The following is a 25439-nucleotide window of genomic DNA, read 5'->3' as shown; positions in this document are numbered from 1 at the left end:
GGCTGACAAAAAGGCGGCGCAGCGTCCTGAAAATCAAAATTACGATTAGGGAAGAGTGTGAGTCTGCATCTACAGCAGGAAAGAAACGGCGATTACCACGCTGCCACCCGTTGGCAGCGTGAGCAATTCGCGCCTGGTGCGCCGGATGATATAAGCATCACCGAGCGCCAATTGTGGCAGCTGGATAAAACCGATCACAAGTGGCGCAGTCAGTACCTGGGCGAAATGCCCGATTACCTGGCGGGCTACTTTGGCCGCCGGTATGAGCAGCTTTTCAAAAAGGGCGAAGACGGCCGACGCCGCGCCAATGCATTTTTGCGCACCACGGTGGGCGAAAATATATTGCCGCGTCTACAGCAAGTTACCCAGCGATACGAAACCCGCTTCCATACAGCGGGTTTTATGCCTTTCCCCTTTAATGACGATCTGGCCCGCTTGCCGACCTTGGGCCGCGATGACCTGCGCAACCTAGCGCACCGCGTGGCCGATTTTCTGGCGGCCAGCTTTTCCGACTATATCGACCGCAAATTTACCGGCCAGGCCACCACGGATAAAGAAATGCGTGCCCGCACCTGGGCCGCCTATCGCAACCTGGCGGGACTGTGCCGACAGGTGGGCACTGAGCCGCCTTACTGGCGGCAGGCAACTGGGCGCGGCATCAAATTGGCGCAAATGGAATCTGGCTTATTGCGGATGATGGCCCCGGAGTGGTGGCGAGCGCGGTTGAAACGTCGTCGCGATCTGATGCGTGAACACCTGGCCATTGCAGTGGGCCAGGTGCAAAAAGCCGCGTCGGCCTATGTCAGCCGTTCAACCCTGAGCGAGTGGATAGAGCAGAAGAAACGCAACCGCGAATTCTTCAATTCGTTTGAGCTGGAAAACGAGGACGGCGATCGGGTGTCGCTGGCCGACATGGTAAACGGCAGCAATGCCAACCCTGCAATTCGGAGGTGTGAACTTATGGTTAGAATGCGCGGTTTTGAAGATCTGGCCGCTGAAATGGGGTGTGTGGGCGAGTTCTACACAATAACGGCCCCGTCAAAGTATCACGCGGTGCATAGCACTGGCGGTTTTGTGTCGCAGTGGAACGGCGCAAGCCCACGGGAAACGCAAAAATACCTGTGTGGCGTTTGGGCGAAAGCCCGCGCGGCGATCGCGCGCGCCGGCATTCACGTTTTCGGTTTCCGCGTGGTGGAGCCGCACCACGATGGCACCCCGCACTGGCACATGCTGTTATTCATGCTGCCGGGCGACGTTGACCAGGTGCGCGATATTCTTTGCTATCACGCCCGCCGGGCGGAGTCCGAGGAGTTACAGACCGCCAAGGCGCTGCAAGCACGTTTCCACGTTGAGCCGATCGACCCGGCAAAGGGGAGCGCTACGGGCTACATCGCCAAATACATTTCCAAAAACATCGACGGTTACGCCCTGGACGGTGAGTCCGACGACGAAACCGGCGAGAACCTGAAAGACATGGCCAAGGCGGTAAGTGCCTGGGCAAGTCGCTGGCGCATCCGCCAGTTTCAGCAGATCGGCGGCGCGCCGGTGACCGTTTGGCGCGAACTGCGCCGCCTGCCTGGCGATGGGCATATCATTCCCGATCAGGATATGGACAACGTGCGTTTTGCCGCCGACGTGGGGAACTGGTCGGCCTATACCGAGTTTCAGGGCGGGCCGCTGGTCGCCCGCAAAGATTTGACCGTACGCCTGGCCTATGAGGTCACCGAGCGCGGCAACGTCTATGCGGAAGACGTGCAGCGCGTCACGGGTGTTTATTCTCCTCGCTTGGGGGAGGAGTCGGCGGTTTGTACGCGATTGGTGAAGTGGGCGATCGTGCCTAAGTTGGCCGAAAGCGAAGCGGAGGCCGGTTTACCTGGCGGCAACGCCGCCCCTTGGAGTTCTGTCAATAACTGTACGCCAGAGGAGTGGCGGCGATTATCGAGGGAGTTACAGCGGCGTGGTTTTGCCGGCGATCAGTATGAGATAGACATACTCACCAGGGGCAGCGCCCTGCGGATATATGGCGACCGGGCGTTAAAAATGCGCAATGGACGACTGGAGGAAATGGCCAGCGATCCGGCGTGTGAGTTGTGGCCAGGCTGGAATGGGTGATGTCTTAATTATTCATTTTGCTAAATATTATGTATACTGTACGAATATACAGTATAAAATTGCTAAACCTAGAATAAGATGGAGGGAGCCGTGAGGGATTTTTTCTTTGAATCACTGGCTATACAGCGCATTGAACTTGTGGCGCGCTTAGTCGCTAACGGTCGTTGCAGCAGCGACGATCGGGAGTTGGCTTTATCATGGATTTCTGAAATGACGACTACACTGGCCGCAGACGTTGACCGGCAGTTACAAAAACGCCCCCAGGACGGAGGCGTTAATTCAGGCGGCGGAGGCGGCACCCTGCAATAAATCGAGCATCATTTGCCGTTGTTGCGGGTTCATACTGTCAACAACGGTTTTCAGCAGCTTATCCCCGGTCTTGGCGCTGGGGCTAAGCGTATGAGAAAAGGTCACATTCATCACAAAAGTGTGGCCACATTCCACGTCAGTGCAAGCGCAATACAGATCGGAAATCTGGCGGTGTTTACGGGCCGTTTTTCTGATAATCGCGTTAGCGCCGCATTCCGTGCATAAGACTTTCATCACGCGCATGTTTCTGACTCCAAAAGTGGCAAACTTCTGGAATTTTAACGTTTTTCTCCTCATAACGCACCCGATTGTGACGGTTCGACGCTGAAATTTAGGTGTAGGTGCGCTGGCACGTCCGGATCGCTATTGATGGCATCCGTAATCATGCGTTGTACGGGGATCACCTCGTCTTTTCGGTAGGTTTCGCGGGCTTTCTCCGGGTCGCCCAGGCCCGCCGTGTTGCCTGGAATAATGCCGGCCAGGCCCGCCGGGAAGCGATGCGCCGCAAGAACGTCCTGGGCGCTGATGTTTTTCACGTTGGCAAACTCATCCTTTGCGCTGATGTCGCCGATCGGAATGAATTTAATCCCCTCCGGGTCACCTTTCGGGATATTCACAAATAGCGTGCTGAAATTGCCGATCCCCTTGCTTTGCTCCAGGCTCTGCACGATTTCATCTTCAACCTCGGTGCTTAAATTGGGGTCGTTGGTGTAGATGATGCCGCCGGTGTGTGCGCCGTTGTGGTAGTAGCGACGGCGAAAGATAGTGGCTTCACTGTTTAGCAGTGCGGAATGGATGCCGCCGATGTAGTCCGGTAGGCCGTAAACCTGTTGCTGCGGATCGTACTGGCGTAAAAAAATCACATCCTCCTCCAGGAACGGCAGCGGCTCCCCCTTTTGCAGAACAACAAAAGAGCCGTCCTTGCGGCGGCGGGTATAGAGCGACGGCAGCGGGGCCAGGGCGCACACGTCGCCCCAGCCGTTGCGCACTTTCGCAATGGCCAGGTCGCCGAAGGTGAAGTAATCAAAAATCCCTCCTTTCAGCGCCTGATGCGTCAGGCCGCCGCCCTGGTAATCCGCCGCCACCATGTTATGGCGCGCGTACAGCACGCCGCCGTGCTGGCCGTTCAGGTTAACCAGCTGCGCCAGCGCCAGGCGGTCAATCGGCAGCGTGTAATGGTCAAAATCATTGTCATACCAGATTTCCCGGTAATCGGTGCCGGTCGTGAGTACCGGCTCCGGCTTGCCCAGGGTGGTGATGCTCATCTTGCGCGCCGGGGTCGTCTCGGCGGCGCGTTGGTGGTTTGCCGCTACACGGCGCTGGCGTTGCTTGTTCTTTTTCATGCGGCCTTACTCGTTTTCCATGTTGATTTGCGTTGGTTCTCAAAGTTGAGCGGTTCGTTATCCACGGCATGGGCGATGGCAAAAAACACGTCCGCGTGTCCCGTTTCCTGGGTGCGATCCGCAACAAAAGTCATGCTGTTGCCTTTGGTCGTACTGGTGCGCCGGATGGCCAGGAAGCTGGCCGGGATCTCTTTCTGCTCGCTGTCCCATTCGATGCGCTGGCTTTCCACCACATCCACCATTTTCAGCACCAGGCGCGTTTTGCTCTCCAGTCCGTAATGGATGGCCACCGCCTGGCGCATGGCGAAGCCCTGCACCATTTCAAACACGCCGCTGCCGATGCCGGTAATGTCGATCCCGATGTGCGTCATGTTGTAGCGCTCAAACAGCGCCTTTATCTGGTTGGCCTGGTGCTTCCAGTTCATCCCCTGCCAATAGAACGTGGCCAGGACGCGGAAGCGCTCACCCTCATAGAGCGGCGGCGCGATGATCACAAAGGTGGACGTGTCGCCGCTGCGCGCGGGGTCGAAGCCGGCCCACACTTCACGATTGCCGAACGGGCGCGCGGCGGTGGGGTCGTGGTCTTGCCAGAGTGACACCTCAACCCCGCAGCGCTCCAGCTCGTTGAAGCGGAAAACGCTGTCGCCGCTGTCCACGAACACGCACATGTAAAGCATGTTGAACGTGTCGCGGTTGTACTTGTTGCGCAGCTTGTCGATGCTGGCCAGGTTAAACCCGCCGGCGATCGCATCTTCCATTGTGATGACGTAGCGCCATTGCTCATCGGGACAAAGCCGCCCGCCGTCGCGCAGCTCCTTGAACGTTGGAAACTCCACCTTTTTGCGCTTGGCGTCGCCGCGCTTCCAATCCTCACCCGTCCAAAACGGGTAAGCCTGGTGTGTCTTACTGCTGGGCGTGGAAAAGTAGGTTGTGCGCCACCGGTCATGCGTGGCCATTGCGCTGGCCACCTCGTTAAGGCGCGCAAAGTTCTGTATCCAAAAATACTCATCCACATACAGGTGGCCGCTGTAGGATTGCGCCGTGTTGGAGTTGGTGGAAAGAAAACGTAGCTCCGCGCCGTTGCTCAAACGGATCGGGTTGCCGGTCAGCGTCACGCCGAAATACTGCTCCGCGATGTTGACGATGTACGAGCGGAACACCTCGGCCTGCGGGCGTGAAGCCGAAAGGAAAATTTGCGGATCGCCGGTCATTACGGCGTTTTCCAATGCCTCAAACGCGAAATACCAGGTTGCGCCGATCTGCCGGCTTTTCAGGATGTTGCGGATTTGCTGGGTGATGTTTAGGCGCAGGTGTTTTTGGTAGCCGAAAAGGTGCTCGTCGGCGAACGCGTCGAAATCCTCCTGAGTCAGCGCGGAAATATCATTTTTGCGGTATTTGCGCTTTTTCTTGCCTGTGTCCTGGTCACCGTCGCCGGCAGCGGAATAGTCGCCATTTCCCTGGGAAGCGGCGGCGGCAAGTTTCTCTGCATGTTTGGCTTGCTGAATACGCAGTTTGCAATGGTGCGCGATCAGGCTATCAAGTTCTTTGTGCTCCAGTTCTGTTTTACCGTCGCGGTGGGTTAATACCTGAATGCGGCGGTTGATTGTCTCCTCAATGCTTTCATGGCTGAGCATATCCGCCCAGCTCCATTTTGTAGCCCAATAGTAAATAATTCGCGCATTCGGCAAATTAAGTTCGTTGGCGATCTCTTTAGGCGTCCAATGTTTTAAGTACAGCGAACGCGCAACGCCGATTAGTTCATCTGAATATTTAGCCATGTGCCAATTATGCAGGCTTTATTTTCGGTTAACTTCGGGTGTTGATCGGTATGGTTCGGTTAATAGTGCTTATCCGAATTCATAAGATATTAAGGCCGTGCGGGATGTGAATTAATTGGCGATACTGCATCTGTCGAAACAAACACGAAATTGAAAGTAGGGGTTATGTCAGATTCGCAATTAATGACGAACTGGATTTGTGTTTGCGCCGAAGGTGAGACGGTTGATGGCCGTTATATTAAAAGGCAATGGATAACGGATGCCGCCGAGCTATACGACCCTAATTTGTATACCGCGCTTTTATGGCCGGAACACTCCCGAAATTACGGTAATCGGGGGCGGGTGTTAGAGCTAATGAGCCAGGAAGGTGATGATGGGGTTATGCGGCTTTATGCGAGGCTGTGCCCGAATCTATCACTCATGCAGGCAAATGCAGACGGGCAGCTACTCTTTTGCTCCGCAGAATTCACGCCTGATGGCAATTTTCGTGGAACGGGTAAGAGCTACCTGGAAGGGCTGGGCGTTACCGATGAACCGGCTAGCGTTTACACGGAGCGAATGCGTTTTAGCAAACGCCACAAAAATAAACGGTATGGCGCATTAAAGCCGCTGGCTTTTGATGAGGTCAAAGAAATTAAAGAGGAAGTGAAGATGTCAGGAAATAAAAAGAAAGGCTGGCGTAGCATGTTCTCCATTGAGGAAGAACCGCAGCAGCCAGAAACCCCCGAAGATGGCGATAAATTGCAGGCGCTGGCGGAAGCCTTGGCCGAGATTGAAACGCGCCTTTCTGCGCTGGAAGGTAAAGCCGCAGAAACTGCAACCGCCGTTGAAGAAGTCCAGGAAGATGTGGACACCGTAAAAGAAGTTGTGGATACCCAGGAATTTAAAACCCTGCGCGATAATATCGGCGGTATCGTGAAAAACTTCAGCAAGCTGGACAAACAAATTACCCAATTGCCGAGCCGCAATCCGGGTAAAGGTCGCAAACCGTTTACCTATCTGTAATTCGATTTGCGTTATTCCCTTGGGGAAAGATTAGTGTTTATTCATCCGATGGGTGAGGGGTATCTATGTTTTTAAATCAACGTGCGCGTGAATTACTGCATCAATATAGCGCAGGTTTGGCGGAAGCCTACGGCCAGGAAAATACCGAGCGATATTTTTCTCTGACCGATCCAAAAGAGACTCAATTACGCGCCGCGCTGCTGGAGTCCGTGGATTTCCTGTCCATGATCACCGTTGCCGATGTTGACCAGCTTTCCGGTCAGGTGGTGAACGTGGGCAATCCGGGCATCTTCACCGGGCGTAAAGAGGGCGGCCGCTTTATCCGTAATACCGGCATCGATGGCCTGGAATACAAGCTCTCGGAAACCGACTCCGGCGCGGCGCTGACCTGGGCCATGTTGTCCGTTTGGGCGAACGCCGGCGACGAAAACGAATTTTTCCAGCGTATGCAGGAATTCACCAACCAATCCTTTGCCCTGGATATGTTGCGCATTGGCTTTAACGGCACATCCGTGGCCAAAACGACCAACCCGAAGGACAACCCGAACGGCGAGGACGTCAATATCGGCTGGCAACAGTTCGTTAAGAACTTTGACGAAAACCAGATCATCACCGATGCGGTGAGCCTGGGGGCCGGCGGTGATTATGTGTCGCTGGACGCGATGGCGTCTGACCTTATCAACAGCAAGATCCCGGCGCAGTTCCGCAACGACCCGCGTTTAACCGTGCTGGTTGGTGCTGACCTGGTGGCAGCGGAGCAACATCGTTTGTACCAGGCCGCCGACCGCCCAACGGAAAAAATCGCGGCCCAAATGCTGGGAACGTCCATCGCTGGCCGTCCGGCGATCGTGCCGCCGTTTATGCCGGGCAAGCGCATGGTGGTGACGCCGCTGAGCAACCTTCACATCTACACCCAGCGCGGCACCCGCCAGCGCAAGGCGGAGTTTGTGGAAGATCGTAAGCAGTACGAGAACAAGTATCTGCGCAATGAAGGTTACGCCGTGGAATACCCGGAAATGTACGCCGCCTTTGATGAATCCGCCGTGACCATTGGCAAGGTGGAAGCGCCGAAAGGGGAGTAAGCGCAATGTCACTTTCCCCCGCGCAGCGCCACACGGCCAGGGTTCAGGCCGAGCGCAAACTTGAACGCCAGCAGGCGCTGGCAGGTTGGGACAGTCTGCACCTCCAGGTGCAGGCAATGGAGCGGGATATTCGCCGGCTGCGTGAGCTGCCGCGCACCGCTGACCGCATCGCCATGAAACGCGATGAGCTGTTGCCGCGCTGGCTGCCGACCGTGGAAACCTATCTGGCGGAGGGCGAGGTTTACGCCAACCCCATTTTTGCCTGGTGCGTGATCTGGCTGTTTGACGTGGGGGATTTTGATAAGGCGTTGGATTGGGCCGACCTGGCGATCGCCCAGCGGCAGCAGACGCCGGACAGGCTAAAACGCAGCTTTGCCGCGTTTGTGGCGGATACGGTGTTGACCTGGGCAGAGGAGGAGGCCAGCCGGGGCGAAAGCCTGGAGCCGTACTTCTCCCGCACCTTTGCCAATGTGCGGGACAACTGGCGGCTGCATGAGGAGATCAGCGCCAAGTGGTTCAAGTTTGCCGGGCTGATGCTGTTGCGTGATGACAACGGCCAGCCGCTGGCCAGCGCCGTGGAGGATGTGGCGACGCTGAAGCAGGCGGATGCATTGTTGGCCCAGGCGCAGGCATTTAACCCCAGAGGGGCCGGCGTTAAGACGCAGCGGCAGCGAATTGCGGCCAGGCTGCGGGCGCTGGAAAAAGAATAAAAGACTACCGCAAGCCAAAGCGGGCGCGGTGGAGGCAAGGCACTTCGGTGCGATGTGCTATGGAAACCGGTCTGCCCGCTTTTTTTCGGAGTAGCAACGATGTTTAACGGCAAGGCGACGGATTACCAGGATGAGACGCTTACCAACAACGGGTTTTGGCCAGATTTGAGCCTGGCGGCGTTCCAGAAGCGGCGCAACATTCCGCCTGATATTGACGCGGAAACCCTGGGGGCGGCCCTGGTGGCCAGCGTGGCCGAGATTAATTTAGACCTGGAAAAGCTGGCGGCCCAGCACCAGGCGAAGGGATACACCACGGCCAAGGATGTGCCAGGCGTGGCGATCGGTGAGAAAAGCGCGCTGATCGCGCAGTACGAAAAAGCCGTTTTTGCCAGGGCAAAAGCGGATTTGCTGGGCGAATACTCGACGCAATTTAGCCGGGCGCCGAACGCCGGCCAGGAAAACCCAGAAACCCGCAGCCGGCTGTTAGCGGAAGCCGCCACGGTGCTGCGCAACATGAAGGGGGCGCGGCGATCGTCGGCGCGGCTGGTATGAGCAAGTTAGAGACGCTAACCGCGTTCCTCCAGGCCAATTTGCCGGCGCGCGTGGCCAACCTGGAATTTAACAGCGACATGGAAGAAGTGAGCTTTATCAACGCGCAGAAGGATTTGGGGCTGAACCAATACCAAATGGCGGTGATGGAGTACGAGGCGGTTTTGTCCTGGGGGCGCTTCCCGTATCGCCAATTTGACCCGCGCAACCTGTGCGCGCTGTTGCTGGCCTGGCTGATTGAGAACGCCGACCAAGGGCTAATTGAACAGGGGTTCGAACCGACTTTGCCGGAGCTGGCGATCGTGGTCACGGACGATAAAACCGCGTTGGTGGAAATCGCGCTCAAGATGGCGGAGCCGCTCACGCTGACCCAGGACGAAGAAGGGCTAATCCCTTTCGACGGCAAGCGATGGCGATTGGCCGATCCGGAAATTTGGTGGGCCCTGGAAGGGCGGATTTATGGCGTAGATAGCACCGGCGCGCCGATCGGTGAAACACCGTGATTATCAACGGCGAGTTGAGCCGCCCGCAGCTGCGGGCGCTGCGCAAGGAGTTGGCCAAGCTGGAAATGCCCCAGGCCAAACGCCAGCGTCTGCTATGGCGCATGGCCAAATACGGGGTGATAGCCGCGGCTAAGCGCAACGTGCGCAACCAGCAGCAACCGGACGGCACGCCCTGGGAAGGGAGGAATACCCGGCGACGCGGCAAGATGCTGCGCAACATGCCCAATTTGCTGCATATCCGCGACATGCCAGAGCGGGAGGCCGTAAGGCTTTACCTCCAGGGCGGTGGATACCGCAACGGCAATAAGGCCGTGCCGGCGGGCGTGGTGGGGTTTTCGCAATCGGCAGGTATGCGGGTTTCCATCAAGCGGGAACAGGTGGCCGGCAGGAAAGCCGACACCGAGCGGCAAGCCACGCTGCGCCAGGCTAAGAAGCTGCGCCAGCTGGGTTATCAGGTGAGGCGCGGGAAGCGCTGGCGAAAGCCGCCGCTCAAGGAAATTGTGGGAAATATGTCATTCGCGCAGGCCGGCTTGCTGATCCGCAGGTTGAGCGGCAAGGCGGCCAAAACGGCCTGGACGGTCGATTTACCGTCCCGCCCGTTCCTGGGCATGAGTGACGCGGATTTTAACAAAGCGTTGGCGCGTCAACTCCAGGCAATAGGGTTTGGCTGGAATGTGAAAGCGCAAGACATTAAGGGGAAACAATGAGTTGGCCAACGATTCAGGTTAACCAGGTAAACCGGCACCAGGGCGAAACCAAAGAGATCGAGCGGGTATTGCTGTTTGTCGGGGCCGGTAAAACCAATATCGGCAAAACGCTGCCGGTGAACACGCAAACCGATCTGGATGTGCTGTTGGGCGTGGGGGATTCGGTGCTGAAAAGCAACCTTCAGGCCGCCAAGTTGAACGCCGGACAAAACTGGTTCGCGTATGTGCATGTGCTGGCGGAAGCAGACGCCGCCAAGAACTGGCCGGCGGCGGTACTGGCCGCGCAGCGAGTGGCGAGTGTGGAGGGCATCGTTAACCTGGTGCCGGCAACGCTCGATGTAGTGAAGCAGGCGCAGAGCCTGCGGGCGGAGATTATCGCCAAGTCTGGCCGCTGGCAGTGGTTCATTCTGTCGGTGGAATCGCTGCAAAAGGGCGAAGGTTGGGCCGAGTATGTGGGCCGCATCAACGATCTGCAAAAAGGCGTTGCCGAGCCGGCGATCCAGTTGGTGCCGCGTCTGTGGGGCAATGAGCCGGGGGTTTTGGCGGGCCGCCTGTGTAACCGCGCTGTGACGATCGCCGATAGCCCGGCCCGTGTGGCTACCGGGGCGCTGGTCGAAATGGGCAGCACGTCCACACCGGTGGACGGTTCCGGGGAAGTGTTGGAGCTGGCGACGCTCCAGGCGCTGGAGGCAAACCGCTTTAGCGTGCCGATGTGGTATCCCGATTACGACGGCCTTTACTGGTCTGACGGGCGCACCCTGGATGTGGAGGGCGGCGATTTCCAGGCGATTGAAAGCCTGCGCGTAGTGGATAAGGCGGCGCGCCGTGTGCGACTGCTGGCAATTCCCAAGATTGCCGATCGTTCACTGAACAGCACACCAACCAGCATTGCGGCGCACCAACAGTATTTTGCCAAGACGCTGCGAGAAATGGCGCGCAGTACGCAGATTAACGGCGTGACGTTCCCCGGCGAAGTCAAAGCGCCGCTGGAAGGGGATGTGCAAATTACCTGGCGCACCTCCACCAAGGTGGAAATTTACCTGGTGATCCGTACCTACGAATGCCCGAAAGGCATCACGGTAAGTCTGATGTTGGATAACTCGCTGGAGGGCGCGGCATGACAAAACGAATTTCTGGCCAGTCGGTTGATTTCAATATGGACGGTGATTTAGTCCATGCGGAAAAAGTGAGCCTGAGCATTACCGACAACACCGCCGCAGCCCAAACGGGCGGCGTGCCCGATGGCTGGGTTTCCGGCGACGTGGCCGCCGAGGGGGAAATGGAGCTAAGCACCAAATCCCTGGCGCAGGTGACCGCCAAGGCGCGGGCCGCCGGCAGCTGGCGCGGCATCCCGCCGATTGATCTGATGTGGTACGCCAAGGCCGGCGGGGAGGAGCTGAAAGTGGAGGCGTTCGGCTGCAAGCTGATTTTGAGTGACATTCTGGACGTTGATCCGAAGGGCGGCAGCATTATGACGCACAAGATTAAGTTTGTGGTGACGGACGCGGATTTTGTGCGCCTGGGCGGCATTCCTTACCTGGAAGCGGAAGTGACGCAGAACCTGATCGGGTAAGGGTGACAGATGCAAGAGCATGAAAAAACGTTCTGGAGCCTGCTGTTATTGGGCGTGCTGATTGCTATCGGCAAGGTGTTAAGTAGCGATGAGCCGATCACCCCGCGATTGTTTATCGGTCGGGTGATCCTGGGAACGGGCACGGCAATGGTGGCAGGCGCGGCGCTGATTTGGGTGCCAGGTCTGCCCACCCTCGGGGTGGTGGGGGTAGGGGCGGCCCTGGGCATCGCCGGCCACCAGGCCGTTGAGCTGTGGCTTAAACGTAAGGGCAGCAATCTGTTAGCGGGGAAGATGAAAGATGACGTTAAGTGAAAAGCAGCAGCTGTTTACCGCCTTGATCGGCCAGCTGATCACCTGGGCCGGCGATCATGGCTACCGGCTGACGTTCGGCGAAGCCTACCGCACGCCTGAGCAGGCCGCGCGCAATGCCAAGACCGGCGCAGGCATCGCCAATAGCCTGCACACGCAGCGCCTGGCGGTGGATTTCAACCTGTTTATTAACGGCGTGTACCAGACCCAAACCGAGGCATATACACCGCTCGGCGAATATTGGGAAAGCCTGGGCGGTGCCTGGGGTGGCCGCTTCAAAGACCGCCCGGACGGCAACCATTTTAGCCTGGCGCACGATGGGCGGCGCTGATGGCCAAGGGGGCATGGTTGGGCCTGCTGGCCCTGGTGGCCAGCTTTGCCGGCGGCTGGCAGGCCAATGGCTGGCATCGGGATAGCCTGGAGTTGGCCGTAGACCGGGCCGCGCAGCGTGCCGGGGAGGAATCCCGCCAGGCATCGGAGAACGTGGCCAGCCGTTCGGCCCGGCAGTTGGAAAGCAAGCTGGAGGCGTTGCGCGATGCTCAACCGAAAGAGATCCGCACCGAAGTGGTTAAGCCGGTATTTACCCGCGTTTGTGTGTCTGATGAGCTTGTCAGGATGTACAACGAGGCCGCAGATAAAGCCGAACGTGCCATTTCAGGAAAGTTTGCTCGTTAAATGCCCGGAGCAATTACCCAGGATAAACGGGGTAACCGGTAAAGACGTTAGCGAGCCGTTATTAACCTATTTAGATATTTATCCGCTGTGCGCCGCGCGGCATAACCAATTAGTAGACGAAATAAATCAACGTAAGGAATTACAGCAATGAGCAAAGCAGAAAATAAAATCACTTTGACTATCCAGGGAAAAGACGTGGCTTTTGAGCCAAACACCACGGCCTATAACAGCCTGATTAACGATATGGCAATGGATAATAAAGTCGCCCCGCATGTGACCTATTTGCGCCGTATCGTTTCGGCGGAAAGTAAAACCGATCTGGATGAGCTGCTTAAACTGCCTGGCGCTGCATTGCAAATCGCGGAAGCGGTAAACGCGAAATATGCGCCGAAACTGGAAATTGAAGTAAAAAACTAACCAACCGGCTGCGGGCTATTGATAACAATTTCATTGAGCAAGCGCTAACGCTGCGGCGTTATTACTTGCCGGCTGAAAATGATAGTTCTGAGAACTTAGCCCGCGCCATTTGGCTGGATAACCGGCATTGGGAAAATATGCGCGTGGCCACCGCAAACGGCATTTCTTTGGCATTTAAAGGCGAATAATGAAACAGCTAGATTTTACCCTGAGCCTGATCGACAAACTGACGCGGCCCCTGAAACAGGCCCAGGCATCGGTTACCGGTTTCGCGGAAAAATCGCAAGCGGCCTTTGGCAAGATTGCCGTGGGTGGAGCCGGGTTGGTCGGCGTTGGGTTGTCGATTAAGGGCGCGTTAGGCCCAGCTATCGAGATCACCGACGCGCTGAACGCGGCGGCCACGAAAGGGATTGATGACAGCACCTTGCAGAAGGTGGCGGGCGATGCGCTGGCCTTTGCCGCCAAATATGGCAAGTCGTCGGTGGACTTTATCACGTCTACCGAAGCGATCCGCAGCCAGGTGGGATTGCTGACCAACCAGGAGTTGCCGGCGTTTGCCGTGGCGACCAATACCCTGGCAGCGGCCACGAAAGCCAGCGGCGCAGAGGCGGCGGAGTACATGGGCAGCATGTACAACAAATTCAGCAGCTACGCCGAGAAGATGGGCCGCGTGAACTTCGCCGAGCAACTCGCCGGCAAAACGGCCTACATGGTCAAAGCCTTTGGCACCAACATGGGGGCGATCTCTGACCTGATGGAGGGCGCCAGGGGCGTGGGGGCAAACTATGGCGTCGGCATTGATGAGCAGTTAGCCGTGATGGGGCAACTTGAGCGCACGTTAGGATCGGAAGCGAGCAGCGTTTACGAGTCGTTTTACCAAACGGCCCAGGACGGGGCCAAAAAGCTGGGGATGAGCTTTGTTAACGCGGCGGGCGGCATGGTCAGCTTGCCGGAAATGCTGGAGAAATTACAGGCGCGCTACGGCAAGAGCATCGAGGGGAACCTCAAGGCGCAAGCCGCGCTGGATGATGCTTTTGGCGATTCGTCGGTACTGATTAAACAGCTTTACGGCAATGTGGATTTGCTGAAACGGCACATTACCGAGCTGGGCAGCAATGACGGGATGAAGCGCGCCACGGAAATGGCGGAGCGCATGGCCAACCCGTGGGAACGGCTTACCGCGATCTGGTATTCCATCCGGGCGGCGATGGGGTTAACGCTGTTGCCGGTGCTCTATCCGATGATTAACAAAATGGCGGACGCGGGGCAAACCCTGGTGCGCTGGTTGAAGCTGTTCCCCAACCTGGCGCGGGCCATTGGCCTGGCGGTTCTGGCGTTCCTGAGCCTGGCGGCGGCGGGGGCGATAGCTAACCTGGCGATCGGCGTCCACATGTTCCTGATGCTGGGGTTACGCAACCTGCTGGGGCCGGTGGCCAAATTGCTGGGCCTCAATCGCCTGGCCATGCTGGCCGGTGGCGCGGCCACGGCGGTGTTTAACCGTGGCCTGGTGATGCTGCGCGCGGGCCTGCTGGCGGCGTCGATTGCCGCCCGCACCGGTGCGGTGTCGTTCCTGCTGATGAGCTGGCCGATCGCGCTGTTGGTGGCCGCTATCGGTGCCGTGGTGGCGGCGGTGTGGATGTTCTGGAAGCCGATTAAGGCGTTTGTGTCCGGGTTTATTGCCGGCTTTAAAGAGGCCGCCGGCGCGCTGTCACCCTTTGCCGGCGCGTTTGACCTGGTGAAGCGGGCGGCGGCTGGGGTATGGGACGCGATTAAGACGCTGTTTGGCTGGTTCGTTAACCTGCTAACCCCTGTCCAGAGCACGGCGGCGGAGCTGCAAGCCGTTACCACTGCCGGCCAGCTGTGTGGCCAGATCGTTGCCGGCGCGATCGGCTTGTTGCTGTCGCCGATTGAGCTGGTGATCAAGACTGTCGGCCACTTGTTCGATGCATTCGGCATCGTTAAGCAAGGCTGGCTGGACGTGGTGGCCGCGTTTGATCCGTCCTCGCCGATTGAATCATTTATGACGATTGGTCGTGTGGTATCGGGCGTATTTACCAAGCTGTGGGGCGTGTTCCGGTCTGCGTTTGCCGACACCTACAACTGGATCATCGACAAAATCAACATGCTGCCGGGCGTCAGTATTGACCCCATGCATGTGGATGTGGTGCCGACGGTGACCGAACCCCAGGGAATGGTAAACGTGCCGCCGGTGACGGTGCCGGCTATTGATGCGGGCGCGTTGCCCACGGGCCTGGCCACGTTGGAGGGTAGCAGCGCATTGCCGGCAGCGGCCCAGGCTGCGGCAGTGGCCCCGGTGGCGGTGCCACAACCTGCGCCGGCGCTGATGCCGGCGGCGGGGGTGCGCAAAACGCTGATTGAGGATGTGCGCGATCCTATCGTGGTGCCCAAAGCGATGCAGGGGACGGCGGCGACGCCCGCGCCGGCGGTGCCGGTGGTGAAGGTGCCGCAGCCCCCGGCGCAACAGGTGCAGGTGCTGGCCCAGGTGCAGACCGAGAAAAGCACGCCGCCACCGCCCGCGCCGGATAAGTTGCTAAGCGGCGGCAGGTTAAAAGGAATTGGCCCCGGTGGGATTAATAAGGAAATTAACAATAATTCCCGAACCATTACCGACAACCGCAAAAATATTGAGAACGTCCATATTAACGTTAAGCAGGGTATGACGCCCGAGCAGCTAATGGAATGGCAGGAATTAAGTTAATGAGTGAACCCCTTTATATTGACCTGCTAATTGAAAATGGCGATTTATCGCTAAATACAGGCCGGGAGCCGGTGTTATGTCATAACCGGGTAAGCATTGGGCAAGATTGTGTCCATGCCATTTTAGAAAGTGGATTGGTCACGCAATTAGTGGCGGAAAGAAGCCCAACGCTTCGCGCTGACGTCATTATGCAAATGGTGTTGTTGCTGGAAGATGATACGCGAATTATTCCGGGCACGGTCGTGATTAGCGAGGAAACGTTAAAACGGCTTTGGGTGACCGCAGAAACTTATGATTTCGGCAAAGTGGAGGCCAGCGTTAATTATGACAATGAAACCGCAGGTTGATTACGAGAAAGCCTTAACAGAAAGCGGAATGCCCATTACCACGGAGCAAGTTAATTCCAAATTTAACGAGCTGGTGACCGCCGAAGGGTTAATTACCAATACGTCCAAAATGTCGCCGTTTTGGCGACTTATCCAGGCGATTATTACCGCCCCGGTGATGTGGTTAAAGGATGTTCTGGTGTCGGTCGTCATGGCCAACATGTATTTGGCCACCGCCGGCGGCACCTGGCTGGAAATGTTCGCCTGGGGCGTCAACGTGAAGCGCAAGCCGGCGACGGCAGCCGAGGGCGTTTTTCGGTTCGACAAGGAAAACGCCAGTGTCATGGTCACGATCCCCGCCGGCACGGTGGTGCAAACCGAGCGGCTTAACGGCCATGTTTACAGCGTGGCGGTGGTGAAGGAAACCACGCTGGCCGCCGGCACCGCCGGCGGGCTGGTGCCGGTGAAAGCGACCGAGCCAGGCGGCGCGCATAACCTGGCCCCCGGTTACTACCGGATTTTACCCCAGGCGGTGCCGGGCATTGTGCGGGTGGAAAACGAGGAGGGCTGGTTACTGGCCCCCGGCGCTGACCAGGAATCCGACGACGATTTACGGGACAGGGCGCGCAACCAATACAACCTGGCGGGCAACTATCACACGGATGCGGTTTACCGCAGCATGATCGCCAGTGTCGCCGGGCTGAGTATCGACCGAATTTTTTTCCAGCACGACGCCCCGCGCGGGCCAGGAACGGCAAATGCCTATCTGCTGCTGGATTCCGGCGTTGCCTCGCAGCCGTTTATTAACGCGGTCAATGATTACATCACGAACAAGGGGAACCACGGCCACGGCGATGATATGCAGTGTTTCGCCATGCCGGAAACCCAACACAACCTGGCCGTGACGCTGTTTGTGGAGAACAAAGCCAACTTTACGGCGGATGCGCTGGCCGCGCTGACGCGAAACAGCGAAACCCTGATCCGCTGCGCGTTCCGGCAAAACGCCGAGTACGACGTAAAGAAAACCTGGCCTTATGCGCGCTTCTCGTTTTCGAACCTGGCCAGGGAGTTACACCGCGCTTTTCCCGAGCTGGAGTCTATCGCGTTTTCCCTGGGCGATATTGTTAGCGAGCTGAACGTGCCGCGTTTGAAAACCTTGAAACTGGAGGTTGCCGATGCCTGATTTTAAAGAACGCCTGGCGGGGATGCTGTTGCCGTCCTGGATGAATCGCGGGGAGCCGGCCAAGCTGCTGCGCGCCTGCCGCAATTTCTGGTTGTGGGTGTATGGCTGGCTGACCTGGCCGCTGAAACAGCTGGATGCGGCCACCTGTGCGGTGCCGTTGCTCCAGGTGCTGGCGTACCAGCGCGATATTACCCGCTTCAACGGGGAGCCGCTGGAGCTGTTCCGCAAGCGCGTGCAGTACGCTTTTATCAACGCCCGCGATGCGGGATCGGTGGCCGGCTTTATCGCCATTTTTGAGCGCCTGGGCGTGGGCTATGTGGAAATCCTGGAGCGCCAGCCGGGCATAGATTGGGACGTGATCAGCGTCCGTGTGACCGATGGCCAGGTGGCCAGTAATCCCGATCTGCTGATGCAGGTTATCCGGCAGTATGGCCGCACCTGTCGCCGCTATCGATTTGAAGTGATTAACAATTCTGTCCTGCAATTACGCGCTGGCTGGGCGGGATGTGAATACGTGACTTACAGCGCCGCCAGCGCGGTGGCCAGTATCAATAACCAACATTCCGCCACCGTGGCGAGCGCAACACTGAAAGGATAATCAACATGTCACAAACCGCGATCACCTTTGCCTTTGAGCAATGGAAAGCAAAAGAAGCCGTGAACGGTTCCCGCGTGGTGCTGGATGAGTTCGTTTTCGCCAACGTGCCGGGCCTCGATGCCGGCAAGCCGATTGACCGCAAAGAGGGGATGCCGCCGGCGGGCCAGATTGTGCACCGCCAGGCAGTGAACAAAACCGGCGTCGTGAACAACAACGCCGTGGTGTATTCGGTCACCCTGGGCACCGAGGTGGGCGATTTTGACTTCAACTGGATCGGCCTGGTGAACAAGGCCAGCAACACGGTAGCGATGATTGTTCATGCGCCGACGCAACGCAAGGTGGCCAACCATGCCGGCCAGCAGGGCAACGCGATCACCCGCTCCTTTGTGATGGAGTATGACGGCGCGGCCAGCGAGACGGCGATCACCACGCCGGCGGAAACCTGGCAGATCGACTTTACCGCGCGCCTGGGCGGTATCGATGAGATGCAGCGCCTGATTAACCGCGATCACTACGGTGCCGGCGCGTTCTTTGGCAATGGGTTCCTGGTGGCCAAGGCCGGCGCGCAGTATTTCGTGAATGCGGGCACCGGCTATGTGGGCGGGCTGCGCGCGGTGCTGGCGGCCAACCAAAACATTACCGTGACGGCCAAGCCTATCAAGGTGTGGGCCGATGTGAGTTTACAGGGCAACGTGGTAAGCCAGTGGGCGGCGGCGGTGAAATTCACCGTTGCGGCGACCGCAGCGGATTACACGGATAACGCCGGCTTTAAGCACTATGTGTTTGCGGTGGCCAGTATTGACACCGCCGGCAACATTACCGACCTGCGCCCGCAAGGTTCCCTGTCCGACCAGGCCGGCAATGATGCCTACTTGCGCAAGGATGATAACTTGGCCTCCCTCAAGGATAAGGCGAAAAGCCGGGGGAGTTTGGGCCTGGGCACCGCCGCCACGCGCAACGTGGGCGTGGAAGATGGCAATGTGATGGAGGTCGGGGCGTTTGGCCTGGGCATGGGTGCCCGGCATCGTGATGATGCTTACTGTAACCAGGGCGAAATCTACCGGTTAAACAACACCTCGAAAAATGCCCCCGGCAATCAGGTTTATGGCGTCTTAAGTCTGCCGTGCGACGGTGGCCCGTCAGGGGGGTATCTGGCGGTGCAGAATAACGCTGATGCTTTTATCGGTCGGTCGAATATTCCTGATAACGGGGTGACCTGGTTCCAGGTTTACACCACGCGATTTAAGCCGAAAGCGCAAGACGTAGACGCGGTATCGGCCACGATGGGCGGCGAGTTCAAGAAGGAAATCCAGGCATCCGGCGGCGTGACGGTGGCAAATAGCTGGAGTTCTAAGCCGGGCGGGCTTTTCCCAGGGAACGGGGATGGGGCCAGCTATGAAACCTGCAATGTGGATGTGAAAAGTTGGTATGGCCTGGGCTTTTTCAACACCTGCAAAGGGGAAGGGATCCAGGGGCGCACGGCGTTTTTGAACGTGCGCACCGGGTCATTCTCGGCCAAGGGGCGGATCACTGGCGCATCTGTGTGGGATGGTAACGCCCGCGTTTACTCGCCGGCGAATAAGCCCACGGCGGCGGATGTGGGTGCGCTGACTGATGCCCAGGCGGCGCAGAAATATGCCCTGCGCTCTATCCGCGTGAACGGTAAGCCGCTGACCGGTGACGTTAACTTGTTGGCGTCGGATGTGAACGCCTGGAACAAGACCGAGGCAGACGGGCGTTTTGTTAAACAGGCCGGCGACACCATGATCGGGCCGCTGACGGTGCCGCGCATTGTATTTCCTGATGGGGCTACGGGGAACGCGGATAGCGATGTGAACCGCCCCAACGGATTTACCGTTGAATCGTTGGCGGAGGTCACCCATAAGGGGTATCCGGTGCCGGGTGGCATGGGGGTTTTGTTTACCGGTAAGGCAAACGAGTTTCGCAACGTGCAATTTTTGGTGGGGTCGGGTGACCGCTCTTTCTACCTGCGATCCATGCGGAAAGATAGCCCTGGCTCTACTGAGTGGGCGCGGGTGTACACCACGGACTACAAACCGACAATTAGCGATGTGAAGGCCGCCGACCACAGCAATAACTTTGCTGCGCGGATGGGGGTTGCCCGTGTGCTTACCGGGGCAGAAAAACCGACGTCTCCAGGCGTATGGAGCGTGGAAAATAGCTCTTGGACGCCTGTTGCGTGGGGAACGCTGTATGTGACTACCAACGGCACCAATTTAAGCACGGCCTCCGGTAACGGGAAATTTATCCACTATCTGTTTATCGCCCACGGCACCGCGAACAAGTTCTATGTTGCAACGGATGTGAACGGCGGATTCACCGGCTGGGAAAGCTATCTAACCAGGAAAGGCGGCCAGCTTTCGGGAACGTTGACGAGCAGTGCCGAAATTACGGCGAAATATCTGTCAACGCCAACGGGCGCACCTCCAGAAGGGAGCGGCGCGTTTTCCTCGCAACTCGACACCAAAGCCCCTTTCTATCAGGAAAATTACAATTGGGATGTTGTCGAGGGTGGCCGCTATGTCCCGTTGGTCAAAGGCAAAAGCACCCGAAAAGGGCAGGGTTACCCAACAGCTGTAAGTTTTGGCTATCTGATGGATGGGGCAGGCAGCTTTGCTAAGCCCTGCATTCATGTGCGGGGGGATAATAACGCAGAGGCTATCTGGCGGTTTGATCCGAACACTAAGCAGTTTGTTGCCCCCGGTAATCTGGTTGCCGGCGGCGCGGTGTATCAGAACGACGGCAATATTAACGGCTCTATCTGGGGCGGTTATCTCAGCAACTGGCTAAGCAACCAGATTAACGGTCGCGTTGATTGGGGGTCATACAATCGTGATGTTGGGGCCAGGGCAACTATTGACTATGTAAACAGCCGTTCAGCTGTTGCCGGCGGCCGCAATGCCTGGTGGTACAAGGACGAGGTGACGGGGTTCATTATCCAAGGCGGGGTGGTTAACCGAGTGGACTATGTAAACCGTGTCGGTTTCCCACGCGCTTATGCGCGGGAGTGCTTCGGTGTGCAACTGACGTTGGCCAGTTCCAACGGGAATTGGTTCGGCGATAGCCGGGTCAATATCCAGGCGCGGGATCTGGATAACAACGGGTTTAATGCAATGATGGATGGTCAAGAACAGGTCGTGTTTTGGCAATCGGTGGGGGTGTAACGATGAGCTATGGATTTAGCGCAACGACCAAGGCTTTCTATGTTTACGAAGATAAAGAAAGCTATGAGGCAAACGGTAATTGGCCGGAGGATGTAAAGCCCGTTAGCGATCAGGTGTGGGAAAAATATTGTATGCAAGGCCCGGAAGGAAAAGAGCGCGGCGCAAATAAGCGCGGCTTGCCGTGCTGGGTTGATATTCCCGCTCCAGCCAAGGAAACGCAGACCGCCGCAGCCACCTGGCAAAAAGGGCTGCTACTGGAAAAGGCAGGCAAGGCGATCGCCCCCTTACAGGATGCGGATGATTTGGGGATTGCGTCAGAAGCAGAGAAAGCGGCGTTGCTGACCTGGAAGAAATATCGGGTTTTGCTCAATCGCATCGAGGTGGAACACGCGGACAAAATCACCTGGCCGGAGGTGCCGAGTGTGGCGTAAGGCTGTTTTGCGGATGCCTGGTGATATGCAGGCGCTGACGTGCTCGATGGTGCCGGCGCATCCGTGGGTTTATGGCGTAGGGCGGCAAGAGGCATCTGGTTGTTACCTCAGCCCGACCAACGCCGTGGATTACCTGGCGGGCAAGTTGGCCGGCCAGGGGGCCGAAATCACCGCCACCGTGTTTATGATCTGCGCCAACTCACACGCCGAGTTTATGCCGTTGGTGGCGTCGCTGTCGGGGGTGCTGCCGCTGCCGGCGTTAAACCAGGTGCAGCGCATGGCACAGACGGCGGCCACGCAGGCCGTTACCCGGATGCAACTGCCTGGGAAGATGGGCGGCGGCTTGCCGGCGGCGGCGGTGCTTTCGACCAGTGCGCAGCGCCTGGCGCTGAATGCGCAGCGTATCGCAGAAGCCAAGGCGGGCGCGGCGCTTGGGGCGAGTATTGGCGGCTTGCAGTCGGCTTTGGCCGGCTTTGCCGAGGCTCGCCAATCCGCCCTGGCGATGGTGAGCGAGGCCATGACGGCGTTACAGGGAAAAAGCGCGCCGGCGTGGGTGTTCACGGCGAAGGGGGCCGCCGCCAGCGTTGGCGCGGCGATGAAAAAGGATGTTCCCCACCAGGATGCGGTTTTTACCCTGGCGGTGTTGTTCGTAGGCAAGGATTTAGGACAGTTGGAGGCGATGATCCATGACGATAGTCACGCTGGCGCTTAATGGTGAAGCAATCCCGCTTAAAGGGATCATGGTGACGCCGATGATGCAGTTTCAGGATAAAGACCAATCCGGGCAGACCTCGAGCACGGCGAACGCCGAACAGGGCATCAAGCCCAAGGAATTGCGCATTTCCGGCATGATTCCGTTTAGCGAAGCCAAGGTGTTAACGCGTCTGTTTGCCCTGGCGGAGGCCACGGAGGGCGGCAAGTTGAAACGCTACCGTGTGGCCAACCATACCGCCCAGGCCATTAACTTTAGGCTGGCGACGTTCACCGGTTCGATTGACGCGCCGAAACAGGACGGCAAGCAAGCCTGGCTGGTGACGTTCACGATGCGCGAACATTTGAGCGTACCGGAAAAGAAAGACGCGCGGGAGGGCAGCAAAACTGCCGCCAAGAAACAGACGCCAGGCGCGAATGGCCAGGTAAACGGGAAGGGCGCAGCGGCAGAGGACGAACAGAAATTGAGTTGGTTTGAGCGCCGCGTTTTGAAGCCGGCGGATGATGCGTTGGCCGGCGTGGTGGGGGGCGAATGAAACCGATTAAGCGTCTGATGTTGTCCGGGGATGCGGTGCCGCTGGTTGATCTTAACCTGGTGCTGGAGTTGAACGGCTGCGGGCGCGGGTTTATCACCGCGCAGACCGAAACGGACTACACCGGCAAGCTGGTGCGCCTGGATGCCGGCTATACGGATAGCCTTTTGCGTTGGTTCACCGGGTATGTGGAGCGCGCGCAGCCGGCAGAGAACGGTTTTCAGCGGTTGTTTGTGCGAGAGCTGGCCGGCGTGTTTGAAAGGTTGTGGCCGTGTTCGTTCCAACACCCGACGCTGCGCCAGGTGGCCAGCTGGCTGGAGGAAAACAGCGGAATAACGATCGCGCTGCCGGCGCAGGCGGATTACCTGGACAAGCCGATCCCCCACTTCACCCATAGCGGGACGGGTTATCAGCTGTTGGCCAACCTGGGGGCCGCGTTTGGCGTGCCTGATTACGTTTGGCAACCGCTGCCGGATGGCGGCGTGTTCCTGGGGAGCTGGGCGCATTCCATGTTTGCCGGCAAGCCGGTGGATATTCCCGCCGAGTTTAGCCAGGCGCGCGCCGGCGGCAACAGTATGACATTGCCAATGGTGCAGGCGCTGCGCCCTGGTGTGGTGGTCAATGGCCGCCGGCTGTCGAGTGTTCGCCTGGAAAACGACGACACCACGATCACCTGGCTGGCGGTAAACCCGCTGACGGGCAAGGCCGTGGCCATGACGCCGGCGCAGCGCCAGATTGATGCGGCTTACCCGGAGTTATCGGCGGGGCTGCATCTGCCAAAATTCGCCAGGGTAGAGGCCCACGCGGAGGCGGTGACCAGTGGTGACCTGGCCGATCCGTTCCGGCCACGCTACGCCGTTGATTTGCAGCTGTTGGACGCAGACGGCCAGCCGGCAAAAAACACGCCGATTTATCCAGCGGTGCCGCTGCCGGTGCCAATGGCGGGCCAGGATTCGGGCATGTTCCAGTTTCCGCCGGTGGGAACGCTGGTTGAGGTGGCTTTTACTGATGGGCGGCCTGATAAGCCGTTTATCCGGCAGACGCTGGCCCAGGGCAACACGCTGCCGGATGTGAAGCCCGGCGAGCAGCTACAGCAGCAGCGGGAGGAAGTTTCCCAGCGGGTGACGCAGGCAGGGGATTGGGAGCGGAAAACCGACCAGGCGATCCGTGAAAACTCCATGACCAGGGAAATCCAGGCCGATGAGGAAACGCGCACCGTGGTGGCCAGGGGCACAACCGTGCAGGCTAACGATAAAACCACGGTGCTGGGCACATCCACCTTGTTGGCCGGTGCGGTGCAGCACATCGCAGAGGGCGATTACAGCGTAGCGACGCAGGCCAACGCAGTGGCCAGCGTGGGCGGCGATGCCACCACGGCGGTGGCCGGCAGCCTGATGGAGAAGATCGGCAAAATCCGCAGCAGCATAGCGGCAGCGCGCCAAGACGTGATCGCCCCGGTGGTGTGGGTGGGGAGCCAGCAAATCAACGTGATGGCCTTGATGCTGGAAACGCTGGAGGTGGTGCAGGAGCTGGCGCAGCAGACTGCCGCCCACACCCACAGCAACACCGGCACACCGCAGAACGCGCAGGCAATCAGCGCCGCCGGCACGAAGTCCAGCCAGCTGAAAGACAAATACGCGCCCGTGATTGGGTAGGGCTAAATATTGATCGCCCGCACCGATCAATAATGAGTAATTGATCTACACAACCAATTATCTTTTGAGCGCGTAACCGTGTAGAAATTGAACAAACAAGAAAGCCAACACCAGGAAGCACCAGCCCGCCCCGCGCGGGCTTTTTCATGCCCGCAATCTGGCCGCCTGTGCGCCATTCTGAGCCGCTTTCCAGCCCGGCGACAATCCCACGCGAATAAATCCGATCACCGCAGCAGCGTGCCGCCAGCGCGGCAGAAACCCCACGAAATAAACATCTTGCCCACGAAAACGGCACTACACCGCACCCGCCTGCGCAATTTGGATCAGGAAATTTTTTCAGTTCTGATTTTCTACAAAATACCCCGCCGAGCCGCGCCACGCCTGGGGCTTTGCGAGCACTCCCAAACTGAAAAGATTGAAAAGAATTTCAGTGTTTTTCAGTTTTTGGATCGCGCGGTGTTATGGGTCTTTTATTTAACTGATTGAAAAATATAATATAAATATAAAATTACTCGTGGCGCTTGGATCAGGCTATAGTGTGATAGTTGGCTATAAGAATGGAGGTAAAGGCTTTGTATTTAATAAGTTACTGAAGTTTCTATGAGAGTTGGAACTGAAAAGCTCTGTAATCGATATATATGTTTTTCTGATTAAAGAGTGGTCACTTTTTTAACACACGGCATTTTCATAAGGAAAATTCTATGTCACAGAAATTTGTTAATAACATTGAAAAAATTCAGCAGAACTTAAAGGAAATTGAACAAACTAATCAGTTGCGTTTTGATGAGCTGTTCAATACTGAGTTCCTCTCTCAATGTTCATCCTTTACATCACTTGAAGATATGTTCGAAAAATCAGGTTTTAAAGTCGAAAATGCAGATGATTTTAAGGCGATACCTGATGATGAGTGGGAGCATTTTATTGTTACGAATACGCACTATGCGAGTTGGAAAGAGATGCAAACAGATGCTGCTAAAAAGTTGCTAAATAAACGACTTTTGAAAGGGCTCAAGTAGAAGTCGCTAT

Annotated in this window: 29 protein-coding genes and 1 pseudogene; 27 read left to right on the top strand and 3 right to left on the bottom strand. The window is 57.6% G+C overall.

Features of this window, described 5'->3' with window-relative positions; genetic code table 11:
* The first annotated feature begins 57 nt into the window (after nt 1-57).
* Entirely contained in the window at nt 58-2112 is a 2055-nt protein-coding gene (locus ACJ8PE_RS16025) for a replication endonuclease (RefSeq protein ID WP_442536818.1), read from the top strand.
* Nucleotides 2113-2391: 279 nt separating this feature from the next.
* On the opposite strand, the gene ACJ8PE_RS16020 is transcribed toward ACJ8PE_RS16025, so the two are convergent.
* The 3 genes from ACJ8PE_RS16020 to ACJ8PE_RS16010 are packed head-to-tail and all read right to left on the bottom strand — an operon-like array spanning nt 2392 to nt 5542.
* The gene (locus tag ACJ8PE_RS16020; RefSeq protein ID WP_175628166.1) at nt 2392-2664 is read right to left on the bottom strand and encodes an ogr/Delta-like zinc finger family protein; all 273 of its coding nucleotides are present in this window, start codon (nt 2662-2664) and stop codon (nt 2392-2394) included.
* A 50-nt stretch (nt 2665-2714) separates the two neighbouring features.
* Complete coding sequence (locus ACJ8PE_RS16015; RefSeq protein ID WP_394853025.1) at nt 2715-3764, bottom strand: phage portal protein; 1050 nt, start codon at nt 3762-3764, stop codon at nt 2715-2717.
* Nucleotides 3761-5542, bottom strand: coding sequence for a terminase large subunit domain-containing protein (locus tag ACJ8PE_RS16010; protein ID WP_442536817.1), 1782 nt, complete (start codon nt 5540-5542; stop codon nt 3761-3763). Before ACJ8PE_RS16010 ends, ACJ8PE_RS16015 begins: the two co-directional genes overlap by 4 nt.
* 165 nt (nt 5543-5707) lie before the next feature.
* On the opposite strand from ACJ8PE_RS16010, the gene ACJ8PE_RS16005 reads away from it, so the two are divergent.
* The 26 genes and pseudogenes from ACJ8PE_RS16005 to ACJ8PE_RS15880 all read left to right on the top strand — a co-directional run bounded on the left by ACJ8PE_RS16005 (nt 5708) and on the right by ACJ8PE_RS15880 (nt 25429).
* Nucleotides 5708-6547 carry a GPO family capsid scaffolding protein gene (locus ACJ8PE_RS16005; protein ID WP_442536816.1) on the top strand — a complete coding sequence of 280 codons (840 nt, stop codon included), beginning with the start codon at nt 5708-5710 and terminating at the stop codon, nt 6545-6547.
* A 65-nt stretch (nt 6548-6612) separates the two neighbouring features.
* Complete coding sequence (locus ACJ8PE_RS16000) at nt 6613-7629, top strand: phage major capsid protein, P2 family (protein WP_076741070.1); 1017 nt, start codon at nt 6613-6615, stop codon at nt 7627-7629.
* Nucleotides 7630-7634: 5 nt separating this feature from the next.
* Nucleotides 7635-8339 carry a phage terminase small subunit gene (gpM, locus tag ACJ8PE_RS15995; RefSeq protein WP_160204514.1) on the top strand — a complete coding sequence of 235 codons (705 nt, stop codon included), beginning with the start codon at nt 7635-7637 and terminating at the stop codon, nt 8337-8339.
* 99 nt (nt 8340-8438) lie between these two features.
* Complete coding sequence (locus ACJ8PE_RS15990) at nt 8439-8891, top strand: head completion/stabilization protein (protein WP_103681982.1); 453 nt, start codon at nt 8439-8441, stop codon at nt 8889-8891.
* The gene (locus ACJ8PE_RS15985) at nt 8888-9391 is read left to right on the top strand and encodes a phage tail protein (RefSeq protein ID WP_336843949.1); all 504 of its coding nucleotides are present in this window, start codon (nt 8888-8890) and stop codon (nt 9389-9391) included. The genes ACJ8PE_RS15990 and ACJ8PE_RS15985 overlap by 4 nt, the downstream gene beginning before the upstream one ends.
* The gene (locus tag ACJ8PE_RS15980; protein ID WP_442536815.1) at nt 9388-10098 is read left to right on the top strand and encodes a hypothetical protein; all 711 of its coding nucleotides are present in this window, start codon (nt 9388-9390) and stop codon (nt 10096-10098) included. The genes ACJ8PE_RS15985 and ACJ8PE_RS15980 overlap by 4 nt, the downstream gene beginning before the upstream one ends.
* Complete coding sequence (locus ACJ8PE_RS15975; protein ID WP_337046465.1) at nt 10095-11219, top strand: DUF2586 domain-containing protein; 1125 nt, start codon at nt 10095-10097, stop codon at nt 11217-11219. Before ACJ8PE_RS15980 ends, ACJ8PE_RS15975 begins: the two co-directional genes overlap by 4 nt.
* Nucleotides 11216-11671 (top strand): DUF2597 family protein, encoded by a 456-nt coding sequence (locus tag ACJ8PE_RS15970; protein WP_047730038.1) that lies wholly within the window; start codon nt 11216-11218, stop codon nt 11669-11671. The genes ACJ8PE_RS15975 and ACJ8PE_RS15970 overlap by 4 nt, the downstream gene beginning before the upstream one ends.
* 9 nt (nt 11672-11680) lie before the next feature.
* Nucleotides 11681-11983 (top strand): phage holin family protein, encoded by a 303-nt coding sequence (locus ACJ8PE_RS15965; protein WP_442536814.1) that lies wholly within the window; start codon nt 11681-11683, stop codon nt 11981-11983.
* The gene (locus ACJ8PE_RS15960) at nt 11970-12311 is read left to right on the top strand and encodes a M15 family metallopeptidase (protein WP_103681986.1); all 342 of its coding nucleotides are present in this window, start codon (nt 11970-11972) and stop codon (nt 12309-12311) included. Before ACJ8PE_RS15965 ends, ACJ8PE_RS15960 begins: the two co-directional genes overlap by 14 nt.
* Nucleotides 12311-12655: a hypothetical protein gene (locus ACJ8PE_RS15955; protein WP_225528960.1), complete on the top strand. Its 345-nt coding sequence runs from the start codon at nt 12311-12313 to the stop codon at nt 12653-12655. Before ACJ8PE_RS15960 ends, ACJ8PE_RS15955 begins: the two co-directional genes overlap by 1 nt.
* Nucleotides 12582-12806 (top strand): Rz1-like lysis system protein LysC, encoded by a 225-nt coding sequence (lysC, locus tag ACJ8PE_RS15950; RefSeq protein ID WP_237446171.1) that lies wholly within the window; start codon nt 12582-12584, stop codon nt 12804-12806. The genes ACJ8PE_RS15955 and lysC overlap by 74 nt, the downstream gene beginning before the upstream one ends.
* Nucleotides 12803-13072 carry a putative phage tail assembly chaperone gene (locus ACJ8PE_RS15945; RefSeq protein ID WP_442536813.1) on the top strand — a complete coding sequence of 90 codons (270 nt, stop codon included), beginning with the start codon at nt 12803-12805 and terminating at the stop codon, nt 13070-13072. The genes lysC and ACJ8PE_RS15945 overlap by 4 nt, the downstream gene beginning before the upstream one ends.
* A gap of 8 nt (nt 13073-13080) precedes the next feature.
* Entirely contained in the window at nt 13081-13260 is a 180-nt protein-coding gene (locus ACJ8PE_RS15940; RefSeq protein WP_071845368.1) for a DUF6890 family protein, read from the top strand.
* Nucleotides 13260-15791, top strand: a complete 2532-nt coding sequence (locus tag ACJ8PE_RS15935) for a phage tail tape measure protein (RefSeq protein ID WP_442536812.1) — start codon at nt 13260-13262, stop codon at nt 15789-15791. Before ACJ8PE_RS15940 ends, ACJ8PE_RS15935 begins: the two co-directional genes overlap by 1 nt.
* On the top strand, nt 15791-16138 hold the full coding sequence (locus tag ACJ8PE_RS15930) for a DUF2590 family protein (RefSeq protein WP_442536811.1): 348 nt from the start codon (nt 15791-15793) through the stop codon (nt 16136-16138). Before ACJ8PE_RS15935 ends, ACJ8PE_RS15930 begins: the two co-directional genes overlap by 1 nt.
* Entirely contained in the window at nt 16116-17300 is a 1185-nt protein-coding gene (locus tag ACJ8PE_RS15925; protein WP_047730046.1) for a baseplate J/gp47 family protein, read from the top strand. Before ACJ8PE_RS15930 ends, ACJ8PE_RS15925 begins: the two co-directional genes overlap by 23 nt.
* A complete protein-coding gene (locus tag ACJ8PE_RS15920) occupies nt 17293-17898 on the top strand; it encodes a phage tail protein (RefSeq protein WP_060437263.1) in 606 nt (201 codons plus the stop codon). The genes ACJ8PE_RS15925 and ACJ8PE_RS15920 overlap by 8 nt, the downstream gene beginning before the upstream one ends.
* Before the next feature lie 5 nt (nt 17899-17903).
* Nucleotides 17904-18851: pseudogene (locus tag ACJ8PE_RS15915) on the top strand (phage tail-collar fiber domain-containing protein); the annotation flags it as partial.
* A gap of 30 nt (nt 18852-18881) precedes the next feature.
* A complete protein-coding gene (locus tag ACJ8PE_RS15910) occupies nt 18882-21083 on the top strand; it encodes a tail fiber protein (RefSeq protein WP_442536822.1) in 2202 nt (733 codons plus the stop codon).
* A 2-nt stretch (nt 21084-21085) separates the two neighbouring features.
* A complete protein-coding gene (locus ACJ8PE_RS15905; RefSeq protein ID WP_442536810.1) occupies nt 21086-21514 on the top strand; it encodes a tail fiber assembly protein in 429 nt (142 codons plus the stop codon).
* A gap of 13 nt (nt 21515-21527) precedes the next feature.
* A complete protein-coding gene (locus ACJ8PE_RS15900; RefSeq protein ID WP_442536809.1) occupies nt 21528-22226 on the top strand; it encodes a hypothetical protein in 699 nt (232 codons plus the stop codon).
* Nucleotides 22201-22761 carry a baseplate complex protein gene (locus ACJ8PE_RS15895; RefSeq protein ID WP_076741080.1) on the top strand — a complete coding sequence of 187 codons (561 nt, stop codon included), beginning with the start codon at nt 22201-22203 and terminating at the stop codon, nt 22759-22761. Before ACJ8PE_RS15900 ends, ACJ8PE_RS15895 begins: the two co-directional genes overlap by 26 nt.
* Nucleotides 22758-24413 (top strand): hypothetical protein, encoded by a 1656-nt coding sequence (locus ACJ8PE_RS15890; RefSeq protein WP_350430479.1) that lies wholly within the window; start codon nt 22758-22760, stop codon nt 24411-24413. The genes ACJ8PE_RS15895 and ACJ8PE_RS15890 overlap by 4 nt, the downstream gene beginning before the upstream one ends.
* 87 nt (nt 24414-24500) lie before the next feature.
* On the top strand, nt 24501-24899 hold the full coding sequence (locus ACJ8PE_RS15885) for a hypothetical protein (protein ID WP_442536808.1): 399 nt from the start codon (nt 24501-24503) through the stop codon (nt 24897-24899).
* Nucleotides 24900-25114: 215 nt separating this feature from the next.
* A complete protein-coding gene (locus ACJ8PE_RS15880) occupies nt 25115-25429 on the top strand; it encodes a hypothetical protein (protein ID WP_103681994.1) in 315 nt (104 codons plus the stop codon).
* The last annotated feature ends 10 nt before the right edge of the window (nt 25430-25439 follow it).

Source organism: Serratia sp. CY74737 (genome assembly GCF_052166775.1).
GTDB classification, from domain to species: Bacteria; Pseudomonadota; Gammaproteobacteria; order Enterobacterales; family Enterobacteriaceae; genus Serratia; species Serratia ureilytica.
This window is presented reverse-complemented; position numbering and strand designations above follow the sequence as displayed.

Excerpts from the sequence above, each read along its gene's own strand:
- ACJ8PE_RS16020 (WP_175628166.1), bottom strand. The coding sequence starts at position 2,664 with ATGCGCGTGATGAAAGTCTTATGCACGGAATGCGGCGCTAACGCGATT.
- ACJ8PE_RS16015 (WP_394853025.1), bottom strand. The coding sequence starts at position 3,764 with ATGAAAAAGAACAAGCAACGCCAGCGCCGTGTAGCGGCAAACCACCAA.
- ACJ8PE_RS16010 (WP_442536817.1), bottom strand. The coding sequence starts at position 5,542 with ATGGCTAAATATTCAGATGAACTAATCGGCGTTGCGCGTTCGCTGTAC.
- ACJ8PE_RS16005 (WP_442536816.1), top strand. The coding sequence starts at position 5,708 with ATGTCAGATTCGCAATTAATGACGAACTGGATTTGTGTTTGCGCCGAA.
- ACJ8PE_RS16000 (WP_076741070.1), top strand. The coding sequence starts at position 6,613 with ATGTTTTTAAATCAACGTGCGCGTGAATTACTGCATCAATATAGCGCA.
- gpM (WP_160204514.1), top strand. The coding sequence starts at position 7,635 with ATGTCACTTTCCCCCGCGCAGCGCCACACGGCCAGGGTTCAGGCCGAG.
- ACJ8PE_RS15990 (WP_103681982.1), top strand. The coding sequence starts at position 8,439 with ATGTTTAACGGCAAGGCGACGGATTACCAGGATGAGACGCTTACCAAC.
- ACJ8PE_RS15985 (WP_336843949.1), top strand. The coding sequence starts at position 8,888 with ATGAGCAAGTTAGAGACGCTAACCGCGTTCCTCCAGGCCAATTTGCCG.
- ACJ8PE_RS15975 (WP_337046465.1), top strand. The coding sequence starts at position 10,095 with ATGAGTTGGCCAACGATTCAGGTTAACCAGGTAAACCGGCACCAGGGC.
- ACJ8PE_RS15970 (WP_047730038.1), top strand. The coding sequence starts at position 11,216 with ATGACAAAACGAATTTCTGGCCAGTCGGTTGATTTCAATATGGACGGT.
- ACJ8PE_RS15965 (WP_442536814.1), top strand. The coding sequence starts at position 11,681 with ATGCAAGAGCATGAAAAAACGTTCTGGAGCCTGCTGTTATTGGGCGTG.
- ACJ8PE_RS15960 (WP_103681986.1), top strand. The coding sequence starts at position 11,970 with ATGACGTTAAGTGAAAAGCAGCAGCTGTTTACCGCCTTGATCGGCCAG.
- ACJ8PE_RS15955 (WP_225528960.1), top strand. The coding sequence starts at position 12,311 with ATGGCCAAGGGGGCATGGTTGGGCCTGCTGGCCCTGGTGGCCAGCTTT.
- lysC (WP_237446171.1), top strand. The coding sequence starts at position 12,582 with ATGAGCTTGTCAGGATGTACAACGAGGCCGCAGATAAAGCCGAACGTG.
- ACJ8PE_RS15945 (WP_442536813.1), top strand. The coding sequence starts at position 12,803 with ATGAGCAAAGCAGAAAATAAAATCACTTTGACTATCCAGGGAAAAGAC.
- ACJ8PE_RS15935 (WP_442536812.1), top strand. The coding sequence starts at position 13,260 with ATGAAACAGCTAGATTTTACCCTGAGCCTGATCGACAAACTGACGCGG.
- ACJ8PE_RS15930 (WP_442536811.1), top strand. The coding sequence starts at position 15,791 with ATGAGTGAACCCCTTTATATTGACCTGCTAATTGAAAATGGCGATTTA.
- ACJ8PE_RS15925 (WP_047730046.1), top strand. The coding sequence starts at position 16,116 with ATGACAATGAAACCGCAGGTTGATTACGAGAAAGCCTTAACAGAAAGC.
- ACJ8PE_RS15920 (WP_060437263.1), top strand. The coding sequence starts at position 17,293 with ATGCCTGATTTTAAAGAACGCCTGGCGGGGATGCTGTTGCCGTCCTGG.
- ACJ8PE_RS15910 (WP_442536822.1), top strand. The coding sequence starts at position 18,882 with ATGGAGGTCGGGGCGTTTGGCCTGGGCATGGGTGCCCGGCATCGTGAT.
- ACJ8PE_RS15905 (WP_442536810.1), top strand. The coding sequence starts at position 21,086 with ATGAGCTATGGATTTAGCGCAACGACCAAGGCTTTCTATGTTTACGAA.
- ACJ8PE_RS15900 (WP_442536809.1), top strand. The coding sequence starts at position 21,528 with ATGCCTGGTGATATGCAGGCGCTGACGTGCTCGATGGTGCCGGCGCAT.
- ACJ8PE_RS15895 (WP_076741080.1), top strand. The coding sequence starts at position 22,201 with ATGACGATAGTCACGCTGGCGCTTAATGGTGAAGCAATCCCGCTTAAA.
- ACJ8PE_RS15890 (WP_350430479.1), top strand. The coding sequence starts at position 22,758 with ATGAAACCGATTAAGCGTCTGATGTTGTCCGGGGATGCGGTGCCGCTG.
- ACJ8PE_RS15880 (WP_103681994.1), top strand. The coding sequence starts at position 25,115 with ATGTCACAGAAATTTGTTAATAACATTGAAAAAATTCAGCAGAACTTA.